The 20,692-nt window shown below is 73.9% G+C and carries 19 protein-coding genes; 17 read left to right on the plus strand and 2 right to left on the minus strand.

Annotated features, from left to right (window positions below; all coding sequences use genetic code 11):
• Positions 1 to 477 (plus strand): glycoside hydrolase family 95-like protein (locus tag CS2_RS19015; protein ID WP_369691418.1); only part of this gene is annotated, 477 nt, incomplete at its 5' end.
• 27 nt (positions 478 to 504) lie between these two features.
• Here CS2_RS19015 and CS2_RS04405 read toward each other — a convergent pair.
• On the minus strand, positions 505 to 1,530 hold the full coding sequence (locus tag CS2_RS04405; protein WP_070319045.1) for a LacI family DNA-binding transcriptional regulator: 1,026 nt from the start codon (positions 1,528 to 1,530) through the stop codon (positions 505 to 507).
• Between the two features lie 441 nt (positions 1,531 to 1,971).
• On the opposite strand from CS2_RS04405, the gene CS2_RS04410 reads away from it, so the two are divergent.
• From CS2_RS04410 to CS2_RS04485, 16 genes are all read left to right on the plus strand, one after another.
• Positions 1,972 to 3,021, plus strand: coding sequence for an ABC transporter permease (locus CS2_RS04410; RefSeq protein ID WP_233421064.1), 1,050 nt, complete (start codon positions 1,972 to 1,974; stop codon positions 3,019 to 3,021).
• On the plus strand, positions 3,015 to 3,944 hold the full coding sequence (locus CS2_RS04415; RefSeq protein ID WP_201775263.1) for a carbohydrate ABC transporter permease: 930 nt from the start codon (positions 3,015 to 3,017) through the stop codon (positions 3,942 to 3,944). The genes CS2_RS04410 and CS2_RS04415 overlap by 7 nt, the downstream gene beginning before the upstream one ends.
• A gap of 84 nt (positions 3,945 to 4,028) precedes the next feature.
• A complete protein-coding gene (locus CS2_RS04420; protein WP_070319046.1) occupies positions 4,029 to 5,690 on the plus strand; it encodes an ABC transporter substrate-binding protein in 1,662 nt (553 codons plus the stop codon).
• A 120-nt stretch (positions 5,691 to 5,810) separates the two neighbouring features.
• Entirely contained in the window at positions 5,811 to 7,358 is a 1,548-nt protein-coding gene (locus CS2_RS04425; protein WP_070319047.1) for a GH39 family glycosyl hydrolase, read from the plus strand.
• A 5-nt stretch (positions 7,359 to 7,363) separates the two neighbouring features.
• The gene (locus CS2_RS04430) at positions 7,364 to 8,050 is read left to right on the plus strand and encodes a hypothetical protein (protein ID WP_046530812.1); all 687 of its coding nucleotides are present in this window, start codon (positions 7,364 to 7,366) and stop codon (positions 8,048 to 8,050) included.
• A gap of 77 nt (positions 8,051 to 8,127) precedes the next feature.
• The gene (locus CS2_RS04435) at positions 8,128 to 10,164 is read left to right on the plus strand and encodes a beta-galactosidase (RefSeq protein WP_070319048.1); all 2,037 of its coding nucleotides are present in this window, start codon (positions 8,128 to 8,130) and stop codon (positions 10,162 to 10,164) included.
• A 55-nt stretch (positions 10,165 to 10,219) separates the two neighbouring features.
• Positions 10,220 to 10,459 (plus strand): ribbon-helix-helix domain-containing protein, encoded by a 240-nt coding sequence (locus tag CS2_RS04440; protein ID WP_052748303.1) that lies wholly within the window; start codon positions 10,220 to 10,222, stop codon positions 10,457 to 10,459.
• Positions 10,459 to 10,761: a type II toxin-antitoxin system PemK/MazF family toxin gene (locus CS2_RS04445; RefSeq protein ID WP_070319049.1), complete on the plus strand. Its 303-nt coding sequence runs from the start codon at positions 10,459 to 10,461 to the stop codon at positions 10,759 to 10,761. The genes CS2_RS04440 and CS2_RS04445 overlap by 1 nt, the downstream gene beginning before the upstream one ends.
• A 167-nt stretch (positions 10,762 to 10,928) precedes the next feature.
• Positions 10,929 to 11,417 carry a type III secretion system chaperone family protein gene (locus CS2_RS04450; RefSeq protein ID WP_046529230.1) on the plus strand — a complete coding sequence of 163 codons (489 nt, stop codon included), beginning with the start codon at positions 10,929 to 10,931 and terminating at the stop codon, positions 11,415 to 11,417.
• A 2-nt stretch (positions 11,418 to 11,419) separates the two neighbouring features.
• Complete coding sequence (locus CS2_RS04455; protein ID WP_070319050.1) at positions 11,420 to 13,300, plus strand: HSP90 family protein; 1,881 nt, start codon at positions 11,420 to 11,422, stop codon at positions 13,298 to 13,300.
• On the plus strand, positions 13,297 to 15,261 hold the full coding sequence (locus tag CS2_RS04460; RefSeq protein WP_070319051.1) for a rhodanese-like domain-containing protein: 1,965 nt from the start codon (positions 13,297 to 13,299) through the stop codon (positions 15,259 to 15,261). The genes CS2_RS04455 and CS2_RS04460 overlap by 4 nt, the downstream gene beginning before the upstream one ends.
• A gap of 278 nt (positions 15,262 to 15,539) precedes the next feature.
• Entirely contained in the window at positions 15,540 to 16,100 is a 561-nt protein-coding gene (locus CS2_RS04465; protein ID WP_070319052.1) for a DUF6318 family protein, read from the plus strand.
• Positions 16,097 to 17,026, plus strand: coding sequence for a hypothetical protein (locus CS2_RS04470; protein WP_233421065.1), 930 nt, complete (start codon positions 16,097 to 16,099; stop codon positions 17,024 to 17,026). Before CS2_RS04465 ends, CS2_RS04470 begins: the two co-directional genes overlap by 4 nt.
• Positions 17,027 to 17,276: 250 nt before the next feature.
• Positions 17,277 to 17,837, plus strand: coding sequence for a PAS domain-containing protein (locus CS2_RS04475; protein WP_046529225.1), 561 nt, complete (start codon positions 17,277 to 17,279; stop codon positions 17,835 to 17,837).
• Between the two features lie 35 nt (positions 17,838 to 17,872).
• Entirely contained in the window at positions 17,873 to 18,754 is an 882-nt protein-coding gene (locus CS2_RS19680) for a methyl-accepting chemotaxis protein (protein WP_156441994.1), read from the plus strand.
• A 105-nt stretch (positions 18,755 to 18,859) separates the two neighbouring features.
• Positions 18,860 to 19,900, plus strand: a complete 1,041-nt coding sequence (locus CS2_RS04485; RefSeq protein WP_046529224.1) for an aldo/keto reductase — start codon at positions 18,860 to 18,862, stop codon at positions 19,898 to 19,900.
• Positions 19,901 to 19,955: 55 nt separating this feature from the next.
• Here CS2_RS04485 and CS2_RS04490 read toward each other — a convergent pair whose 3' ends face one another.
• A complete protein-coding gene (locus CS2_RS04490; RefSeq protein ID WP_167748847.1) occupies positions 19,956 to 20,621 on the minus strand; it encodes a GntR family transcriptional regulator in 666 nt (221 codons plus the stop codon).
• Positions 20,622 to 20,692 lie beyond the last annotated feature (71 nt).

Below are 20,692 nucleotides of genomic sequence, written 5' to 3' on the forward strand. Positions count from 1 at the left end.
CGGCTCGCGCTGCGCGCCCGCCTGCGCGACCCCGACGGGGTGACCGCGCTGGTCACGGCGTTCCTGCACCCGGTCGACGCGGACCCGGCCGACCTGCCGCCGGCCGCCGCGCCCGCGGCGGAGCGCGGCGGGGTCTACCGCTCGCTGCTGTGCGCGCACCCGCCGTTCCAGATCGACGGGAACCTCGGGTTCACGGCGGGCCTCGCCGAGGTGCTCGTGCAGGCGCACCGCCGCGGTCCGGACGGCGTGCGCGAGGTGCACCTGCTGCCCGCGCTGCCCGCCGCGTGGCCGTCCGGACGCGTCCGCGGGCTGCGGCTGCGCGGCGGGCTGCGGCTCGTGGACCTCGCGTGGCGGGACGGGCGCGTCGTGCGGGCCGTGCTCGCGGCGGAGCGCCGCGTCGTCGTCGACGTGCGCGAGGGCGCCGAGCGCCGGCAGGTCGTGGTGCGCCCGGGCGAGCCGACGGTCGCGGTGGGCTGACCCGCCGCGGCGGTGCGGGGAGGGCCGTCAGGCGGGCGCCGGGGCCGTGGACTCCCGGACGACGAGCTCGGTGGCCAGGTCGATCCGCAGGTTCGCCGGGCGCTCGCCGGCGGCCAGGCTCAGCACCATCTGCGTCGCGGTGCCGGCCATCTCGCGCAGCGGCTGGCGCACGGTCGTGAGCGACGGCCCGAGCCACTGCGCGAGCGGGATGTCGTCGTAGCCCACGACCGAGACGTCCTCGGGGATCGACAGGCCCAGCTCGCGCACGGCGCGCATGACGCCGAGGCACTGGTAGTCGGAGCCCGCGAAGATCGCGGTGGGGCGGTCGGCGCGCTGCAGCAGCCGCAGGCCGTGCTCGTACCCGCCCGTGACGTGGAAGTCGCCCCAGCGCACCAGCTCGGGGTCGGCCTCGACGCCGGCCTCGGCGAGCGCGCTGCGGTAGCCGTCGACGCGGGCGCGCGAGCACAGCACGTCCGGAGGCCCGGCGATGACGCCGATGCGCCGGTGCCCGAGCGCGAGCAGGTGGCGGGTCGCGATGAGACCGCCGTTCCAGTTGTTGGACCCCACGGTGGGCACGCCGGCCGGCGGCTCGCCGAACGTGTCGACGACCACGAACGGGATGGAGCGCGACTCGAGCTGGTGGCGCTGCGTCGCGTCGAGCGTCGAGAGCACGAGCAGCACGCCGAGCGGGCGGCGCGCGAGGATGTCGTCGATGAGGTCCTGCGGCGGGCGGTGCGCACCGCCGAGCTCGGACAGCACGACGCCCACGCGGCGCGCCGCCGCGGCGTCCTCGACGCCCTTGATGACCTCCTGGGCCCACGCGTTGTCGATGTGGTGGAACACCAGGTCGATGAGGCTCGGGTCGCCCGAGCCGCGCCCGCGGCGCCGGCGGTAGCTGTGCTCCTCGAGGATCGCCTCGACGCGGGCCCGCGTGGCCGCGGCCACGTCCGCGCGGCCGTTGAGCACCTTGGAGACCGTCGGCACGGAGACCCCCGCGAGCGTCGCGATCTCGGCGATGGTGACGGTGCGTCGTCCGTCGGTCGACGTGGTCACGGGGCCTCCTCCGGCCGGGCTCGCCTGACTGCGGGTGGTGACGTCGTCGTCGGGTGCCCGTGATGTGTCCGCAAGTTTCGAGGGCACGGTAGCACCCGGGAGCGTGCCCGGGGGAGCGTCCGACAGGGCCGCTCGGCGCCGGTGCGCGGCCGTCGTGGGACGTCCGGGGCGCCGCCGGAGGCTGTCCCGGACACCCGTCCGGTCTCGGTTCGGCCACGGAGGTTGACGGCACCGCAAACGTTTGCCTAACGTGGCAGCCCTCACGTTCGGCGGAATGGGCCGCCGACACGTTTCGACCACGAGGGCGTGGAGAACCGATGCAGGCGGAGCAGCACGAGACGGGGCCGGCGGACGCCGGGACGCCGCCGCACGACCACGTCCCGCACCTGACGAGCACCACCACCCCCGGGGTGCTCCTCACCCGCGAAGGGTGGTGAAGCCATGTCCACGCAGGACGGAGTGACCGTCGACGGCACGGTCGCCGCGCAGACGACGGTGGATCGCACGCAGCGCGCCGCCGCACCGGTCGCGCAGGGCGCCGGCCCGTCGGGCCCGCGCGACCGCGCGGCCCGCAGGCGCCGCGAGGGTCACGTCACGTGGGGGCGCGCGCTGCGCCGGGACTGGCAGCTGTACTCGCTGCTGGTCCTCCCGCTCGTGTTCTTCCTGGTCTTCCGCTACGTGCCGATGCTCGGCAACGTGATCGCGTTCCGCCGGTTCCGGCCGGGCGGCTCGATCTTCGGCGAGGAGTGGGTCGGTCTGCACTACGTGCGGATGTTCATCAACGACCCCACGTTCTGGAACGTCTTCCAGAACACCCTGGTGCTGGGCGTCCTCAGCCTCGTCATCATCTTCCCGCTGCCGATCGTGCTGGCGCTCATGCTCAACGAGCTCCGCTCGCAGCGGTTCAAGCGGGTCATCCAGACGATCTCGTACCTGCCGCACTTCATGTCGATCGTCATCGTCGCCGGCCTGGTGTTCCAGCTCACGGCCATGCGCGGCACGGTCAACCAGGTCATCACCGCGATCGGCGGCGACGCGATCGGGTTCATGCAGCTGCCCGAGTGGTTCCGCACCATCTACATCAGCTCCGAGATCTGGCAGACCGTCGGCTGGGGCACGATCCTCTACCTCGCCGCGCTGTCGACCATCGACCCGCAGCTCTACGAGGCCGCGCGCATCGACGGCGCCAACCGGTGGCGCCAGACGTGGCACGTCACGCTGCCCGGCATCCGGCCCACCATGGTCGTCCTGCTGATCCTCAACATCGGCACGTTCATGGCCGTCGGGTTCGAGAAGATCCTGCTGCTGTACAACCCCCTGCTCTACCCGACCGCGGACGTCATCGCGACGTACCTGTACCGCGTCGGCATCGGGTCCAGCCAGTTCTCCTACGCCACGGCCATCGGCCTGTTCGAGGCGCTCATCGGCCTCACCCTCGTCCTGTCGGCCAACGCGATCTCGCGCCGAGTGGTGGGAGCCTCCCTGTGGTGACCGTCGACAACGTCACGCGCCTCGACAAGAAGCTGTCGAAGCCGACCGTCCGGGCGGTCAAGGAGACGCGGGCCTACACCGCGTTCCGCGTCGTCAACGCGACGCTCCTCGTCCTCATCGCGGCGATCACGCTCTACCCGTTCGCGAACCTGGCCGCGCAGGCGTTCAGCTCCGAGTCGTACATCAACTCGGGGCAGGTCACGATCTGGCCGCGCGGCTTCAACCTCACGACGTTCGACCTCGTCATGAGCGACTCGATGTTCTGGCGCAACTACCAGAACACGGTCTACTACACGGTCGTCGCGACGCTCGTCGCGATGGTCCTCACCACCACGTACGCGTACGCGATCTCGAAGTACCGCCTCAAGGGGCGCAAGGTGTTCATCGGCATCGCCGTGTTCACCATGTTCTTCAACGGCGGCCTGATCCCCAACTACGTGCTGGTCAACGAGCTGGGCCTGCGCAACACCGTGTGGGCCATCGCGCTGCCCAACGCGATCAGCGTGTTCAACCTCCTGGTCATGAAGTCGTTCTTCGAGAACTTCTCGACCGAGCTCGAGGAGGCCGCCGAGATCGACGGCCTGAGCACGTACGGCAAGCTCTGGCGCATCGTCCTGCCGCTGAGCAAGGCGGTCATCGCGACGATGGTGCTGTTCTACGCGGTCGCGTTCTGGAACTCGTGGTTCGCCGCGTTCCTCTACATGGACCACCGCGAGCTGTACCCGGTGACCGTCTACCTGCGGAACCTCATCGCGGGCGCCACGAGCGTCGACGGCGCGGCCGGGTCCTCCGAGGCGACGCAGATCGCCGCCAACGTCAAGGCGGTGACGATGCTCCTCACCGTCCTGCCGATCGTGTGCCTGTACCCGTTCATCCAGAGGTACTTCGTGTCGGGCGTGATGCTCGGCTCGGTCAAGCAGTGACCTGATCGCCCCACCCGCGCCCCGCCGGGGTCGCGGTGCCACTTCCACGGATCCGGACGACGACGTTCCCCCGGAAGGAGAACCATGAGGACCACCAAGAAGCGGTCGGTGGCGTACGCCGCGACCGCCGCGACCCTCGCGCTGGCGCTGGCGGCCTGCGGCAGCGGTGGCGACGGCGGGGACGGCGACAAGCCGTCCGCCGAGGACATCGGCTCGGTCGGCGCGATGGAGGACTTCGCGGTCGGGACGACGTTCAAGGCGACGGAGCCGGTGACGTTCGGCCTGATGTACCGCGACCACCCGAACTACCCGCTCAAGGACGACTGGGACATCCTCACGAAGTTCAAGGAGAACCAGAACGTCTCCTTCGACATCACGTCGCGTCCGCTGTCGGACTGGGACCAGGCCAAGTCGGTCGCCATCGGCGCCGGCAACGCGCCCGACATCATCTCGGTGACGCACCCGGGCCAGGAGGTGCAGTTCGTCGCCGGCGGCGCGATCCTGCCGGTCAGCGACTACATCGACTACATGCCGAACTTCAAGGACAAGGTCGAGAAGTGGGACCTGCAGGACGACGTCGACCGGATGCGCCAGGAGGACGGCAAGTTCTACCTGCTGCCCGGCCTGCGTGAGTCGGTCCGCCCGATGTACACGTTCGCCGTGCGCAAGGACGTCTGGGAGCAGCTCGGCCTGAGCCTGGAGCCCGAGACGTTCGACGACTTCGCGGCCGACCTCGCGAAGGTCAAGGAGGCGTACCCCGACAAGTTCCCGATGTCCGACCGCTGGTCGGCCAACGGCCCGATCGAGGCGACGCTCAACATCGCGGCCCCGAACTTCGGCACCGCGGCCGGCTGGGGCTTCGGCGAGGGCACCTACTGGGACGCCGACGCCGAGGAGTTCGTCTACGCCGGTGCGATGGACGAGTACCGCGACCTGCTCGAGTACTTCCACGGGCTCGTCGAGGACGGCCTGCTCGACCCCGAGAGCCTCACGCAGGACGACGACCAGGCGCAGCAGAAGATCGCGTCGGGCCAGACGTTCGCGCAGCTCACCAACGACCAGGAGATCCTCAAGGTCCGCACCGCGTTCACCGAGCTGGGCACGCCCGGCGAGGTCACGATGATCCGCGTGCCGGCCGGTCCCGCGGGTGACTACGTCGCCGGCGGACGCCTCGTGAGCGGCGCGATGCTGTCGTCGAAGGTCAAGGACTCCGACCACCTCAAGGCGATGCTGCAGTACCTCGACTGGCTGTTCTACTCCGACGAGGGCCTCGAGTTCTCCAAGTGGGGCGTCGAGGGCGAGACGTACACCAAGGACGCCGACGGCAAGCGCACGCTCATGCCGGAGATCGACCAGAACGACCTCAACCCGGGCGCGCCCAAGAAGCTCAACGTCGACTACGGCTACCACAACGGCGTCTGGATGCTCGAGCACGGCTCGTCCGACGAGCTCGACCAGTCGATGCTGCGGCCCGAGGTCGTCGACTTCGTCTCGTCGATGTCGGACAAGGAGCTCGCGCCCGTCTCGCCGCCGGCCCCGCTCAACGAGCTCGAGCGCGAGCAGGTCTCGCTGTGGCAGACGGCCCTCAAGGACCACGTCTGGCAGAACACGGCCGCGTTCATCCTGGGCCAGCGCTCGCTGGACGAGTGGGACGCCTACGTCAAGGAGCTCGAGGGCAAGAACATGCAGCAGTACCTCGACGTCGTGAACGGCGCGCAGGAGCGCTTCGCCGAGAAGAACGGCTGACCGGTGACGGCCGGGTCGCCCTCCGCACCGGAGGGCGACCCGGCCGTCGCTCATCGGGGCCCGGCAGGGTCCCGCACCCCCGCACCACCCCGGCACGCCCCGACCCGTCCTTGGAGCACCGTGCGCACCGTCGTCCCGTCCCAGCCGTCCGGCCCCCTGCCCACGTCCTGGCGCGAGTGCGTCGGCACCGGGCGCATGAACCTCGCGCTGCGCGCGGACTACCGCGACTCGCTCGCGCAGGTGCAGCGTGACATCGGCTTCCGGCACATCCGCGGGCACGGCCTGCTGTCGGACGACATGGGCCTGCTGCGCACCGACGAGGTCGACGGGTGCACGCACACGCGGTACGCGTTCACGTACGTCGACCAGGTGCACGACTTCTTCCTGGAGGTCGGGATCCGGCCGTTCCTCGAGCTCGGGTTCATGCCCTCGCAGCTCGCGTCGGGCGACCAGACCGTGTTCTGGTGGAAGGGCAACGTGACGCCGCCGCGCGACCACGCCGAGTGGGTCGCGCTCGTGCAGGCGCTGCTGCGGCACCAGATCGACCGCTACGGGATCGAGGAGGTCCGGCGCTGGCCGGTCGAGGTCTGGAACGAGCCGAACCTCGCGGGGTTCTGGAAGGACGCCGACCAGGCGGCCTACTTCCGGCTGTTCGAGGCCACGGCCCGCGCGGTCAAGGACGTCGACGCCGAGCTGCAGGTCGGCGGCCCCGCCATCTGCGGCGGCTCGGACGACGCGTGGTGGGCGCCGTTCGCCGACTTCGTGACGAGCCGCGACGTGCCGATCGACTTCGTCAGCCGGCACGCGTACGCGACCGGCCCGACGCAGGAGATCCCGTTCGGCACCTACCAGACGCTGCAGCCGCCGGCGTGGCTGCTCGGCGAGTTCGACGTGCCGCGCCGCTACCTCGAGGGCACGGCCCTCGCGGGCCTGCCGGTGCACATCACCGAGTTCAACACCTCGTACCGGCCCGACAACCCGATCCACGACACCGCGTACAACGCGGCCTACCTGGCACCCGTGCTCGCGGGCGGCGGCGACCTCGTCGACTCGTTCTCGTACTGGACGTTCTGCGACGTCTTCGAGGAGACGAACGTGCCGACGTCGTTCTTCCACGGCGGGTTCGGCATGCTCACGCACCGGCAGGTGCCCAAGCCGACCTACCACCTGTACGCGTTCATGGCGCGCATGGGACGCGACGTGCTGGCCCGCGGCGACGACCACCTCGTGTGCGCCGACCCCGACGGGCGCGTCACCGTGCTCGCGTGGCAGCCCGTGGGCGGCACCGAGGGCGGCGACGCCGCGGCCGAGCACCGCGTCGAGCTGTCGCTGCCCGTGCGCGGCGACGTCGCGTTCGCGCTGCGCGAGCGCGTCAACGAGCACGACGGCAACGCGTTCGCCGCGTGGCGCGAGCTCGGGCGTCCGATGTCGCCGACGTCGCGCGAGCTCGACCTGCTGCGCACGTGTGCGGCGCCCGCCGTCGAGCACGACGTGCTGCGCGCGCACGACGGCCGCGTCGACCTCGACCTCGCGCTGGCGCGCCACGAGGTGACGTTCGTCGAGCTGACGCCCGTGACGCCCACGCACCACGAGGGGCTCGACGACCGCCGCATCCTGGGCGTCGACGACGACCGGCTCGTCGCGGCGCACGAGCGCGTGCGAGCATGACGACGATGACGCAGCGCAGCGACCCGCTCGACGAGGTCGGCTCCGGCCCGCTCTCGCGGGGTGCCGCCGTCGTGCTCTGGGTCCTGACGATCAGCGTGCTCGTGGCGCTCACGGGCGGTGTGCCGCTCGCGCTCGTGCCGTTCCTCGCCGCCGACGCCGCCAACGTGTGGATCGTCGCGCTGCTCGCCCTGCCGCTCGGGCCCGCGCTGGCGGCCGCGATGTTCGCGTGGCGGCGGTTCCTCGCCGAGCGCGACCTGCACCCCGGGCGGCACTTCTGGCGCGGGTACCGCGTCAACGCGGTCGACGTGCTGCGCTGGTGGGTGCCGTTCGTGGCGGTGCAGGCGGTGATCGGCTTCTCGCTCGCGAACCGTGAGGCGGCCGGCGTGCCCGGTGCGTACGGCGTCGCGCTCGTGGTCCTGGCCGTCGCGACGCTGCTGTGGGCGGTGCTCGCGCTCGCGCTGTCGTCGCACCTGAGCCTGCGCACGCGCGACGTCGCGCGCCTCGCGTCGTACTACCTCGCGGCCCGGCCGCTCGTCACCCTCGGCGTGCTGTCGCTGCTCGTGCTGTGCACGGGGGTCGTGCTGTACACGTCCGACTGGGTGCTCGTGCTGCTCGCGGGTCTGCTCGCGCTGGCCGCGACGACCACCACCGAGCCCGTGGTCCGCGACGCGACCGCGCGCTTCACGGCCTGACCGGCCCCTTTCCCACGGGCCGTGCCCCGACGGCCCGGCCGTCCCCCGTCCGTCCCCACCCCACCGCGAGGTGTCCCGTGACCCTGCCCGCAGGCGACCACGTCCGCTACGGCGGCGACTACAACCCCGAGCAGTGGCCCGCGCCCGTGTGGGACGAGGACCACGCCGCGTTCGACCTCGCGCACGTCACGACCCTCACGGTCGGCGTGTTCGCGTGGGCGCACACGCAGCCCGCCGAGGACCGCTACGACTTCACGCGGCTCGACGCGATCGTCGAGCGCGTGCACGCCGAGGGGCGGCAGGTCGTGCTCGCGACGCCGAGCGGCGCGATGCCGCCGTGGCTCGCGCGTGCGTACCCCGACGCGTGCCGCGTCGACCTCGAGGGTCGCCGCCACGTCTACGGGCAGCGGCACAACCACTGCCCGTCGTCGCCCGCGTTCCGGCGGCTGTCGGTCGCGATGGCCGCGCGCCTCGCCGAGCGGTACGGCGACCACCCCGCGGTCGTCGCGTGGCACGTCGGCAACGAGTACGGCGGCGCGTGCTACTGCGACCTGTGCGCGGCGGGCTTCCGGGAGTGGCTGCGCGCGCGGTACGGCACGCTCGAGCGGCTCAACGACGCGTGGAACGCCCTGTTCTGGTCGCACGTCTTCGGGGACTGGGAGGAGGTCGTGCCGCCGTCGATGCTGTCGGAGCACTGGCGCGGGCCGAACCACACGGCGTTCCAGGGCATCACGCTCGACTACCGGCGCTACATGTCTGACCGCCTGCGCGAGGGCTTCGTCGCCGAGAAGGCCGCGATCCGCGAGCACGACGCGACGACGCCCGTGACGACCAACCTCATGGGCTTCTACCAGCCGGTCGACTACCACCGCTGGGCCGACGACCTCGACTTCGTGTCGTGGGACAACTACCCGCCGCTGCCCGACGACCCGCTGCGCACGGCCGCGCGCATGGCTGCGACGCACGCCGCGATGCGCGGCCTCAAGGGCGGTCAGCCGTTCTGGGTCATGGAGCAGACGCCGTCGATCACGGCGTCGCGCGACGTCAACCCCGTCAAGCGGCCCGGCGTGCTCGCGCTGTGGACGTGGCAGTCGGTCGCGCACGGCGCCGACGCGACCCTGTACTTCCAGATGCGCCAGTCGCGGGGCGCGTGCGAGAAGTACCACGGGGCGCTGCTCGACCACTCGGGCCGCACCGACACGCGCGTGTTCCGCGAGGCCGCGGACCTCGGCGCGGCGCTCGCGACGACGGGGTCGACGCTGCTCGGCGCGCGCACGCCCGCCCGCGTCGCGCTGCTGCTCGACTGGGACTCGTGGTGGGCGGTCGAGATGACCGACGGCTACAACCGGCACGTGTCCTACCTGCAGACGCTGCTGGCGCACCACCGCGCGCTGTGGGACGCGAACGTCGACGTCGACGTCGTCCCGGTCACGGCCGACCTCGCGGCGTACGACGTGGTCGTCGCACCCCTGCTCCACGTGCTGAAGGGCGACGTCGCGCAGCGGCTGACGGCGTTCGTCGAGCGCGGCGGCTCGCTCGTGACGACGTTCTACGGCGGGCGGGTCGACGCGTCCACCAACGCCTTCCTCGGGTCGCCGCCGCTCGACGCGCTCGTGGGCGCGCGCGTCGAGGAGACCGACTCGGGCGTGCCCGGCGCCGCGAACCCCGTGACGCTCACGCTGGACGGCGTGACGACGACGCACGACGCGACGCTCGTGTTCGAGCTGCTCGTGCCGGAGGACGGCACCGAGGTGGTCGGCACCTACGGCGCCGACTTCTACGCGGGCCGCGCGGCCGTGACGCGCGCGCGGCGCGGCGCGGGCTCCGCGTGGCACGTCGCGACCGGGCTGGACGACGCGGGCCTCGCGCGCGTGCTGCGGCACGTCGTCGCCGGGCACGGGCTGCTCGGCCCGCACGCCGACGACGAGGGCGTCGAGGTCGCGCACCGCGTCGCGCCCGACGGCACGCGTCTCGCGTTCGTGCTGCACCACGGCGACGCGCCGCGCACCGTGACGTCCCAGGTCGCGGGCGTCGACCTGCTCACCGGGCGGACCGTCGCCGCGGGCGAGCAGCTCGTGCTGCCGCCGCGGCAGGTGCTGGTGCTGCGCGGCTGACGCCGAGACCCGGTCCGGGATGCGTGACGAATCCCGAAGTCGATACCATCGCGGCATGACCATCCAGATCACCGTGCGCCTCGACGACGGGCTCGTCGAGGCCCTCGACTCCCTCGTCGCCGCGGGTCGAGCCCGCAGCCGGGCGTCCGTGGTCGAGGACGCGCTGGAGCGGCACCTGCGGCGCGAGCTCGCCGCGCGCGACGCCGCGCTGCTGACGGGCGACGCGGCCGGTGCGCACGACCTCGACGCGCTCGCGGCGTGGGCACGTCGGCAGTCGCTGCCCTCGATCGACTGATGCGCCCGATCCACGTCGCGCAGCTCGACAAGGCGCGGCCCGTGCTGGTGCTGACGCGGGAGCTGGTCCGGCCGCACCTGACGAGCGTCACGGTCGCGCCGATCACCTCGACGGTGCGCGGCCTCTCGACCGAGGTGCCGCTCGGACGCGCCAACGGGCTCGACCACGCGTGCGTGGTGAGCTGCGACAACGTCCAGACGGTGCCCGCGAGCGCGCTCGGCCGTGTCGTCGGATACCTGCTTCCCGACCAGGAGCGCGACCTGGCGCGTGCGCTCGTGCTCGCGTTCGACCTCGACGCGTGAGGTCGACCACACCGCTCACCGCGTCATGGCCGTCAGTCACAGGCGATTCGCCCGGACGGCCGAACGGACATGTCGGACGCGGTGGCTAGGCTCGACCCTCGGGTCGAGCCGGTGCCCACGGGTCCCGGTCCGCCCTGCCGTTCCACCACCACCCGACCGGGGAGATCATGGGCTTCTTCACCAAGGACACGTCCGCACCGCCGCCGCCGGCGCTCGGCCCGCTCAGCCGCGACCGCGTGACCGCCGCGCTCGACGCGCGCGACATGCGCTACGGCATCGACGACGACGGCGACGTCGGCGGCTACTGGGACGGCCACCTCTTCTACTTCTTCATCATGGGTCAGAACGGCGAGTACCTGCAGACCCGTGGCCGCTGGAACCGCAAGGTCGGGCTCGACCAGCTCCAGGCGATCACCGAGATCGTCAACGAGTGGAACGCCTCGAAGCTGTGGCCCAAGGGCTACGTGCGCGCCGAGGACGGCGTGGTCGGCGTGTACGCCGAGCACACGGTCGACTACGAGCACGGCGTGAGCGACGCGCAGGTCGACCTGCAGCTCGCGTGCGGGATCTCGACCGGGCTGCAGCTCTTCGAGCACCTGGACGAGAAGTACCCCGCCGAGGCGGCGGCCGCCCGGGCGGAGATGGACGAGAACTGACCGTGGAGAACCAGTCCACCGCGGCGGGCCGGGCCTTCCAGGTCGACCTGCGCGGCGTCGTCGACCTGCTGGCACGGCACCTGTACTCGGGGCCCCGCGTCTACGTGCGCGAGCTGCTGCAGAACGGCGTCGACGCGATCACGGCCCGCCGCGCCGTCGACCCGGACGCACCCGCCACCGTGCGGCTGCGTCCGGGCCCCGACGGCACCCTCGAGGTCACCGACACGGGCGTCGGGCTCACGCCCGCGCAGGCCGAGGAGCTGCTCGCGACCGTCGGCCGCTCGTCCAAGCGCGACCTCGACCTCGGGCTCGGCCGCGAGGAGTTCCTCGGGCAGTTCGGCATCGGCCTGCTGTCCGCGTTCATGGTCGCGGACGAGATCGAGCTCGTGTCGCGCTCGGCGACCGACCCGCAGGCGCCGCCCGTGCGCTGGGTCGGCTACGCCGACGGCCGGTACGACCTGACCGTCCTGCCCGCCGACGCGCCCGTCGAGCCCGGCAGCACGGTGCGCCTGCGCGCGCGCCGCGACACCGACCACTGGCTCGCGGCCGAGACGGTCGTCGCGCTCGCCGAGGAGTTCGGCGCGCTGCTGCCCGTCGACGTCGCGGTCGAGGTGCCGCTGCCCGGTGCGCAGGGCACCGCGTGGCGCCGCACGAGCGAGCCCGTCCTGCCGTGGCGCGCGCAGTACCGCGACGACGCCGAGCGCACCGCGGCGCTCGCGGCGTACTGCGAGCGCACGCTCGGGTTCACGCCGCTCGCGCACATCGACCTCGAGGTCCCGCTCGCGGGCCTGTCGGGCGTCGCGTTCGTGCTGCCCACGGCCGTGCCGCCGGGCGCCGGGTCGCGGCACCGCGTGTACCTCAAGCGCATGCTGCTCGGCACGCAGGTCGAGGACCTGCTGCCCGACTGGGCCTTCTTCGTGCGCTGCGTCGTCGACACCGGCGTGCTGCGCCCCACCGCGTCGCGCGAGCAGCTCTACACCGACGACACGCTGCTGGCCGCGCAGGAGGCGCTCGCGGCCCAGGTGCGCGCGTGGACCGTCGCCACGCTCACCTCGCCGTCCTCGACGAGCCGCAAGGTCGTCGCGACGCACCACCTCGCGCTGCGCTCGCTCGCGGTCGTCGACGACGAGGTGCTCGACCTCGCCGCGCAGGTGCTCCCGTTCGAGACCACGGACGGCACCCAGACCCTCGCTGCCGTCCGCGAGTCCCACGGCGACGTGCTGCACACGACGCGCGTCGAGGACTTCCGCCGCGTCGCTCCCGTCGCCCGCGCGCAGGGCATGACGGTCGTCAACGCGGGCTACGTGTACGACGCCGACCTGCTGGCCCGCCTCGCGCGCCGGCCCGGCTGGCGCGTGCGCGAGCTCAACGCGCAGGACGTCGCGCAGGTGCTCGAGCCGCTCGAGCCGCTCCGCGAGCTCGAGGTCCTCGACCAGGTGCGCGCGGCCGACGCGGTCGTGCGCCCGCTGGACTGCGACCTCGTCGTGCGCCGCTTCGAGCCCGAGGAGGTGCCCGCGGTCCTGCTGGAGGACCGGGAGGGGCGGCACCGCAGCGACGTGCGCCGCACGGTCGCCGAGGCGGACGACCTGTGGGGCGGCGTCCTCGCAGGTCTCACCGACGCGACCGACGACGCGCCCGCGCGCCGGCTCGTGCTCAACGACGCGAACCCCACCGTGCGGCGGCTGCTCACCGCCGCACCCGACGCGCCCGTGCTCGCGGCCGGCGTGCGGTCGCTCTACGTCACGGCGGTGCTGCTGGCCGGCGAGCCGCTGCGCGTGCGCGAGGCCGAGCTCATGAACGACGCGATGGGCGTGCTGCTCGACGCGGGGCTGAGTCCCCGCACCGAGCCCCGCGTGCCCGACGAGACCCAGGAGGACGTGTGACCCGCTCGCTCGACGAGGCCAACCGCGAGATCTCGAGGGTGCGGTCGCTGCCGTACGGCGCCGCGCGCACGCAGGCCGCCGAGCAGCAGGTGCGGCTCATCGAGGCCGAGGGGCCTGACAAGGCGCGCGCGTTCGCGCTGTCGGTGCTCGTCGAGTCGCTCGTGTGGAACGGCGAGGTGGACAAGGCGTACCTGCCGTTCACGCAGCTCGTGCGCTGGTACGACCAGCACCCCGAGCACTTCGACGACATGGACGTCCAGGGCATGTTCTGGACGTTCAAGTGGATGGTCGGGCACCTGTCGGACTTCCCGAACGTCCCGGCCTCGCAGATCGAGGCGACGCTCGAGGACATGGAGCGGCGCTACGCGCTCGCCGGCCTGGGCCGCGACGCGGTCGCGTTCGAGCGGTTCTCGCTGGCCCGCACGCGCGGCTCGGCCGACGTCGACGCGCTCTACGAGGAGTGGGTGCGCACGCCGCGCGACGAGTACTCGCAGTGCGAGGTCTGCGACCCGGGCGACCGCGCGACGTACCTCGTCGAGCGCGGCGACGCCGAGGAGGCGCGCCGCCTCATCGAGCAGACCCTCGCGACGGGGCAGACCTGCGCGACCGAGCCGGCCGACATGCTGTCGACGCTCGCGCTGATCCACCTCGACGCGGGGCGAGCTGCGGAGGCCGCGTCGGCGCACCGCCGCGCGGTCGCCGCGCTCGCCGAGGCCGAGTCCGACATGGCGGGTGCGCGCGGCGAGCGGTTCGAGCTGCTCGCGCGCGGCGGTCAGCCGACGCGCGCGCTGCGCGCGCTCGTGGTCGACCAGCGCCTGCTCGTGCAGGCCGACACGCCGCGGGACCGCCTGATCTTCCTGCTGCACGTGGTCGCCGGCACGTCCGCGCTGCTCCCCGAGCACGCCGACGTGGCCGTCACGCTCGACGGCGTGCCCGCGACGGACGTCGCGTCGCTGCGCACGTGGGCGGACGCGGAGGCCGAGACGCTCGCGCGCGCGTTCGACGCGCGCAACGGCACCGACCGGTACGCCACGCTGCTCGCCCGGGCGCGCGCGACCCGCCCGGCGGGCGTGCGCCTCGACCTCGACGTGATCCGCGCGGGCGGCCCGTCCGGCGCCCCCGTGGCGGCGGCGCCCGCCGCACCTGCCGCCCCCGCGTCCGCCGCCGACGGCGCCGAGGCGGAGGAGTCGGCCGTGCAGCGCGCCGAGCGTCTCGTCGCGGACGGGGACCTCGTGTCCGCCGCGGGTGCGTGGCTCGACGCGGCGGCCCAGGCGGAGGCCGCGGGCCGGCTGGCCGAGTCCGGGTTCGCGACCGCCGAGGCCGCGCGCTGCGCGCAGGAGGCCGGTGACGAGGACGGCGCCGCCGCGACGTACCCCGGCGCGGTCGCGCGCATGCGGGCCGGCGGCGTGCCGCCGGCCGACGTCGTGCCGGTCGTCGTCGCGTGGGGCCCCGTCGCGGTCACCACCGGCACGGGGCCCGCGCTGCTCGAGGCCGTCGACGGCCTGCTGGACGGCCTGGCCGAGCCGACGCCCGACGCCGACGCGCCCGCCCCGGCCGACGCCGCCGCGCACGCCGCGGGCGCCGAGCTCGACGAGCGGGTCGCGCGCGCCCGCCGGCGTGCCCGCGCCGACCTCGACGACACCGCGGCACGCGTGCTCGCGTCCATGGGGCCCGAGCACGCGGCCGACGCCGCGGCGCGCGCGTCGCGGGCCGCCGAGACGTACGCGGCCGTCGACGCGGTCGCCGACGCCTCGCACGCGTTCTGGCTGGCCGGGCGCCTGCACCACGCGATGGGCGGCGTCGACGACGCGATCTGGAACCTCGAGTCCGCCGTCGAGGGCTTCGGCATCGCCCGCGCCACCGAGCCGCGCGGCGCGGCCGCGTCGATGCTCGTCGACATGCTGCGCGCAGCAGGTCGCGACGACCGCGCCGACGAGGTCGTGGCCTCGCTCACGCGCTGAGCGCACCGCGGGCCGGGACACCACGGTGTCCCGGCCCGCGGCGTCCGTGCCTGCCGCCTTCGTGCGTGCGGCGTCGGTGCGTGCGTTGGTCGCCCGCCGCTGGGGACGCCCCCACACGTGCCCGGTGGCGCGGTGGTCGTCCACAGGTGCGCCGGACCGCGCCCGCGCGGTGTCCGGAATCGGTAGGTTCTTGCGCCATGGGTCGGCAGGGGACGAGGACGCGGCGGGTGCGGGCGGAGCGGCGAGGACGAGCCGCGCGGGGGGCAGCAGCGACCGCGGTGCTCGGCACGGTGCTGCTCGTCGCGGGCTGCACGCCGGGTGGCGGCTCGGGCTCACCGACGCCGACGCCGACCTCGACCCCCACGGCGACGAGCACCCCGACGGCCGCACCGACCCCGACGCCGATGGCGTTCCCCACGCCCGACCCGGCCATCGCGGAACCCACACCCGAGGGCGCCGTCGCCGCCGGCACGCAGTTCCTCGCGCTGTACGACTACGCGTACTCGATCGGCGACGCCGCGCCGCTGCTGGCGATGTCGGCGGAGGGGTGCGTCACCTGCGCGTCGATCGGCGAGGACGTCGCGGCGATGACGGACGGTGGCTTCACCGCCGAGAGCGACCCCTTGCGGGTGGTCATGACCGACAGCGCGGAGATCCGCGAGGGCGAGTGGTTCCGGGTGCACCTGCGGGTCGAGCAGGGGGCCGTCGAGACGGTGACGCCCGACGGGGTCCGGCAGCGAACGTCCGAGGGTGGCACCGTGGACTTCATCTTCGCGATGGCGTGGCTCGGTGACCGGTGGCGGGTCGAGGCTCTTGATCTGGTGGAGATCACGGCGTGAGGCGCGCGGGCAGCACGGTGCTCGGGGTCGTGGTGCTTGGCACGCTCACCGCTGCCCCCGTGTCGGCGACGGCCCCGCCGCCCGAGCACAGAAGCATCGTCGGCATGGCGCGCACATCGCCCGCCGGGGACGCGATGGACCTGCTGGGATCGTGGTCCGACGCGCAGGGCGCGCGGCGGACCTCCGCGCCCCGCGCCGTGGCGGAGGTCGAGACGGAGCAGCGGTTCGCGCGGGTGTGCGGGGACGCGGAGCGTGCTGCGTCGGATACGGGCGCTGATTGCCTCGGCTTCGGGTTCGGACCACCGGGGGCGTTGTCGTGCGACGAGGGGCAGACCCCGCGCGCGCCGCGGTGGACCCGGTCGCGGGTGCTCCCGTCGGGTGCGTGGAGCGAGTGGAGCCTGCAGGACTACGGCGCGTGCGTCGGGCCGGACGCCGCGGTCCCCGTGCTGACGGCCGAGGACTTCCGGCGGCTGCCGCTGCCCGCCCCGACGCTGCACGTGCAGCCCGACGGCGACTGGGTGCTCGTCAACGTCGAGACCATCGTCTACACCGACCCGAGCCCGGTGACGCTGACGACCGACCTGCTGGGCCACGAGGTGACGGTCGAGGCGACCCCGCGGGAGTTCACGTACGACTGGGGCGACGGGCACAGCACCACCACGCGCGACGCCGGCCGGCCGTACCCGGCGCTCGACGTCGTGCACCGCTACGAGCAGCCCGGGCGCGTCGCGATCACGCTGACGACGCAGTGGACCGGCCGCTACCGGGTCGCCGGGGACGCGCAGTGGCGCGACGTCACGGGCACCGCGCAGACCTCGGTGACGGGCCCCGCGCTCGACGTCGAGGAGCGCACGTCGCGCCTGGTGTCCGGCACGTGCCGGCAGCAGCCCGACGCCCCGGGCTGCGCCGGCAGCGCCACCGGGTAGCCCCGCCCGTGGGCGCGCCGGGCGCCGACGCGCGGCGGCACCCCGCATCGGCGCCCGCCGGGGAGCACGCGCAGCGCGGCGCCCGCCGGGATCATGCGCGGCGCGGCGCCCGGCGCGGAGCCCGTGCAGCGCGGAAGAGCCCGAGGTCCCGATGCCGCGGTCGCGGTTCCTCACGTCCGGGCCGCGACCGTCGATAGGTGCGGGGACGGCGACGACGCGTCGAGGCACCGACGCGAGGGGGAGCGAGCGCATGCGGACGTCCACAGGGACGCGGACGGTGGTGCCCACGGGCGAGGTCAGGACCTTCGCCCCCGACGAGCTGATCGTGTCGAAGACCGACCTGCAGGGCCGCATCACCTACGTCAACGGCACGTTCCGCCGCGTGTCCGGCTACGACGAGAGCGAGCTGCTGGGCCGCCCGCACAACGTCATCCGGCACCCCGACACGCCCCGCGCGGTGTTCCGGCTGCTGTGGGACGAGCTGCGCGCCGGCCGCGAGATGTTCGCCTACATCAACAACCTCGCCAAGGACGGCGCGTCGTACTGGGTGCTCGCGCACGTGACGCCGTCGCGCGGCGCCGACGGCGGCGTCGTCGGGTACCACTCGAGCCGCCGGCTGCCGGAGCCCGCCGCGGTCGCCGAGATCGAGGCGCTCTACGCGCGGCTGCGCGCCGCCGAGTCCACGCAGCCCACGCCCCGTGCTGCGCTCGAGGCGTCGTCGACGCTGCTCGACCACGAGCTCGCCGCACGCGGCTGCACGTACGACGAGCTGGTCTGGCAGGTCGTCGCCGGCCAGGGGCGTGCCGCGTGACGCGCCCCCGCCGCCGTCCCGCGCCGACCGGGACCGTGCCCGCACCGTCCGCGGCGCCGGACGACCGGGCCGCCGGCCCGGACCCGCAGGCCGAGGCGCTCGCCGCCGTCGTCGACACGCTGTGCGCCGCGAGCCGTGGCGACCTCGAGCGCCGCGTCCCCGAGCTGCCCGGCACGACGCTCGGCCCGGTGCGCGAGTCCCTCAACGACCTGCTGGACGTCGTCGACACGTTCGTCCGCGAGGCCGCCGCGACGCTCGGCGCGGCCGCCGAGGGCCGCTACCACCGCCGGCTGCTGCAGCGCGGCCTGCAGGGCGCGTACCGCGACGCCGCGAGCCGCATCGACGCGGGGCGCGACATGCTCGCGACCGCGCACGCCGACCGCGCCGCGCAGGAGGCGCGGCTCGTCTCCGAGACCGGCCGGGTGTCCGGGCTCGTGGCGCAGGCGTCGGGCGAGCTCGCGTCCTCGGCGCACGCCGTCGCGGCGTCGGCCCGCGCCGGTGCCACCGAGGTCGACCACGCGCGCACGATCATGGCCGAGCTCGAGCGCACGTCGGCGCAGATCGACGCGGCGGCCGCGCTGATCCGCACCGTCGCGTCACGCACGCGGCTGCTCGCGCTCAACGCGACCATCGAGGCGGCGCGCGCCGGCGACGCGGGCCGCGGGTTCGCCGTCGTCGCGTCCGAGGTCCGCACGTTGGCCGACGAGGTCACGGGCAACTCCGCGCAGATCGCCGACGAGGTCGCGGCCGCGCAGGCCGCGTCGACGGCGGCCGTCGCGGCCATGGAACGCATCGGCGTCGTCATCGACGACATGAGCGACGAGGTCGACCGCATCACGCGCGCCGCGGGCGACGACGGGCTGGGCAGCCTCGCCGGGACCCTCGAGCAGGAGGTCCTGCGCTTCTCGCGGGGATGACCGTGCGCCGGGCCGCGCGGACGGACGCGCGCCGCGCGCGGTGCGGGCGCCGTCCGGGCGCCCTCGCGGCCTAGCCTGGGGGCACCCCACCCGCGAGGAGCGACGATGCCCAGCCTGGACCCGTACCGTGCCGCCGACGACCGGTACGCCACGATGACCTACCGCCGCACCGGGCGGTCGGGGCTCGACCTGCCCGCGCTCTCGCTGGGGCTGTGGCACAACTTCGGCGACACGACGCCGTTCGGCACGCAGCGCGACATCCTGCGGCGCGCGTTCGACCTGGGCGTCACGCACATCGACCTCGCCAACAACTACGGCCCCCGGCCGGGCGCGGCCGAGGAGAACTTCGGCCGGCACCTCGCCGCCGACCTGCGGCCGTACCGCGACGAGCTCGTCATCTCGACCAAGGCCGGCTACGACATGTGGTCGGGCCCGTACCAGGACGGCGGGTCCCGCAAGTACCTGCTGCAGTCGCTCGACGCGTCGCTCACGCGCATGGGCCTGGACCACGTCGACGTCTTCTACCACCACCGCCCGGACCCCTCGACGCCGATCGAGGAGACCATGGGGGCGCTCGCGCACGCCGTGAGCAGCGGCAAGGCCCTGTACGTCGGGGTGTCCAACTACTCGCCGGCGCAGACCCGCGAGGCGCACGCCGTGCTCGCCGAGATGGGCGTGCGGCTGCTCATCCACCAGCCCAGCTACTCGATGTTCAACCGGCACGTCGAGAACGTGGGGGAGGGGCAGCGCGAGTCGCTGCTCGACGCAGTGGGCGACCTCGGCGTCGGCATGATCGTGTTCTCGCCGCTCGCGCAGGGCCTGCTCACGGGCAAGTACCTGGGCGGTGACGCACCCGCCGGGTCGCGCGCGGCCGGCGCCAGCCCGTTCCTGTCCGACCGCTCGCTGTCGCAGACGTACCTCGCGCGGGCCCGTGCGCTGAACGAGGTCGCCGCGTCCCGCGGGCAGAGCCTCGCGCAGCTCGCGCTGTCGTGGGTGCTGCGCGACGACCGCGTGACGTCCGCGCTCATCGGCGCGAGCTCGGTCGCGCAGCTCGAGGACAACGTCGCGGCGCTCAGCGCACCGCCCCTGACCGACGCCGAGCTCGCGGCGATCGACGAGCACGCCGTCGACGGCACGGGACGCTGACGCCCCGACCCTGACGGAAGGCGGTGACGACTGACCGCGGCGGGTCCCGCCGCGGTCAGTCGCCCGCGCCCAGGCGCTCGCGCAGCCGGTGCGCGTCGGCGAGGTGCCGCAGCATGATCGCGGCGGCGCGGTCGCCGTCGCGCTGCGCGAACGCGTCGAGCAGCTCGCGGTGCTCGCGTGCGCTCTTCTCGCGGTCGCCGCCCTGCGCGCGCACGAGCGCCGCGAGGTAGAAGCTGCTGATCTGCCGCAGGTTGCGCAGCACCTCGCCGAGCCGCGGCGAGCGCGCGTAGGTGATGACCTCGAGGTGGAACCGGCGGTTGAGCTCGAGCCACGTCGCGTGGTCGGGCGCCGCCTCCATGTCCTGCTCCGAGCGGCGCAGCGCCGCGAGCTCGGCGTCGGTGATGCGCTCGGCCGCGCGGCGGGCCGCGAGCGGCTCGAGCAGCAGGCGCATCTCGTTGATCTCGACGGCCTCGTCGAGGTCGACGTCCCGCACGGTCGCGGCGCGCTGCGGGTGCACCTCGATGAGCCCGTCGTTGGCGAGGTCGCGCATGGCCTCCCGCACGGGCGTGACGCTCGTGCCGAAGCGCTCGGCGATCTCGCCCTGCACGAGGCGCGCGCCGGGCGCGTAGACGCCCGAGAAGATCGCCTCGCGGATGCGCTCGCGGACCCAGACGTGCGCGGTGACCGGGGCGTCGGCTCGCGTCGCGTCGGTGGGGCTCACGGCGGACATGCTCGCACGCGTCGCACGGTCGCGGGCGGGCCCTGCGGGTCGGGGTCCGGCGGGCGCGAGCG

The sequence above is a fragment of the Cellulomonas iranensis NBRC 101100 = JCM 18110 genome (genome assembly GCF_001552375.1).
GTDB lineage: Bacteria > Actinomycetota > Actinomycetes > Actinomycetales > Cellulomonadaceae > Cellulomonas > Cellulomonas iranensis.

Coding starts and splice junctions, on each gene's coding strand:
- CS2_RS04410 (WP_233421064.1), top strand. CDS start 1,972: ATGTCCACGCAGGACGGAGTGACCGTCGACGGCACGGTCGCCGCGCAG.
- CS2_RS04420 (WP_070319046.1), top strand. CDS start 4,029: ATGAGGACCACCAAGAAGCGGTCGGTGGCGTACGCCGCGACCGCCGCG.
- CS2_RS04430 (WP_046530812.1), top strand. CDS start 7,364: ATGACGCAGCGCAGCGACCCGCTCGACGAGGTCGGCTCCGGCCCGCTC.
- CS2_RS04440 (WP_052748303.1), top strand. CDS start 10,220: ATGACCATCCAGATCACCGTGCGCCTCGACGACGGGCTCGTCGAGGCC.
- CS2_RS04445 (WP_070319049.1), top strand. CDS start 10,459: ATGCGCCCGATCCACGTCGCGCAGCTCGACAAGGCGCGGCCCGTGCTG.
- CS2_RS04450 (WP_046529230.1), top strand. CDS start 10,929: ATGGGCTTCTTCACCAAGGACACGTCCGCACCGCCGCCGCCGGCGCTC.
- CS2_RS04475 (WP_046529225.1), top strand. CDS start 17,277: ATGCGGACGTCCACAGGGACGCGGACGGTGGTGCCCACGGGCGAGGTC.
- CS2_RS04485 (WP_046529224.1), top strand. CDS start 18,860: ATGCCCAGCCTGGACCCGTACCGTGCCGCCGACGACCGGTACGCCACG.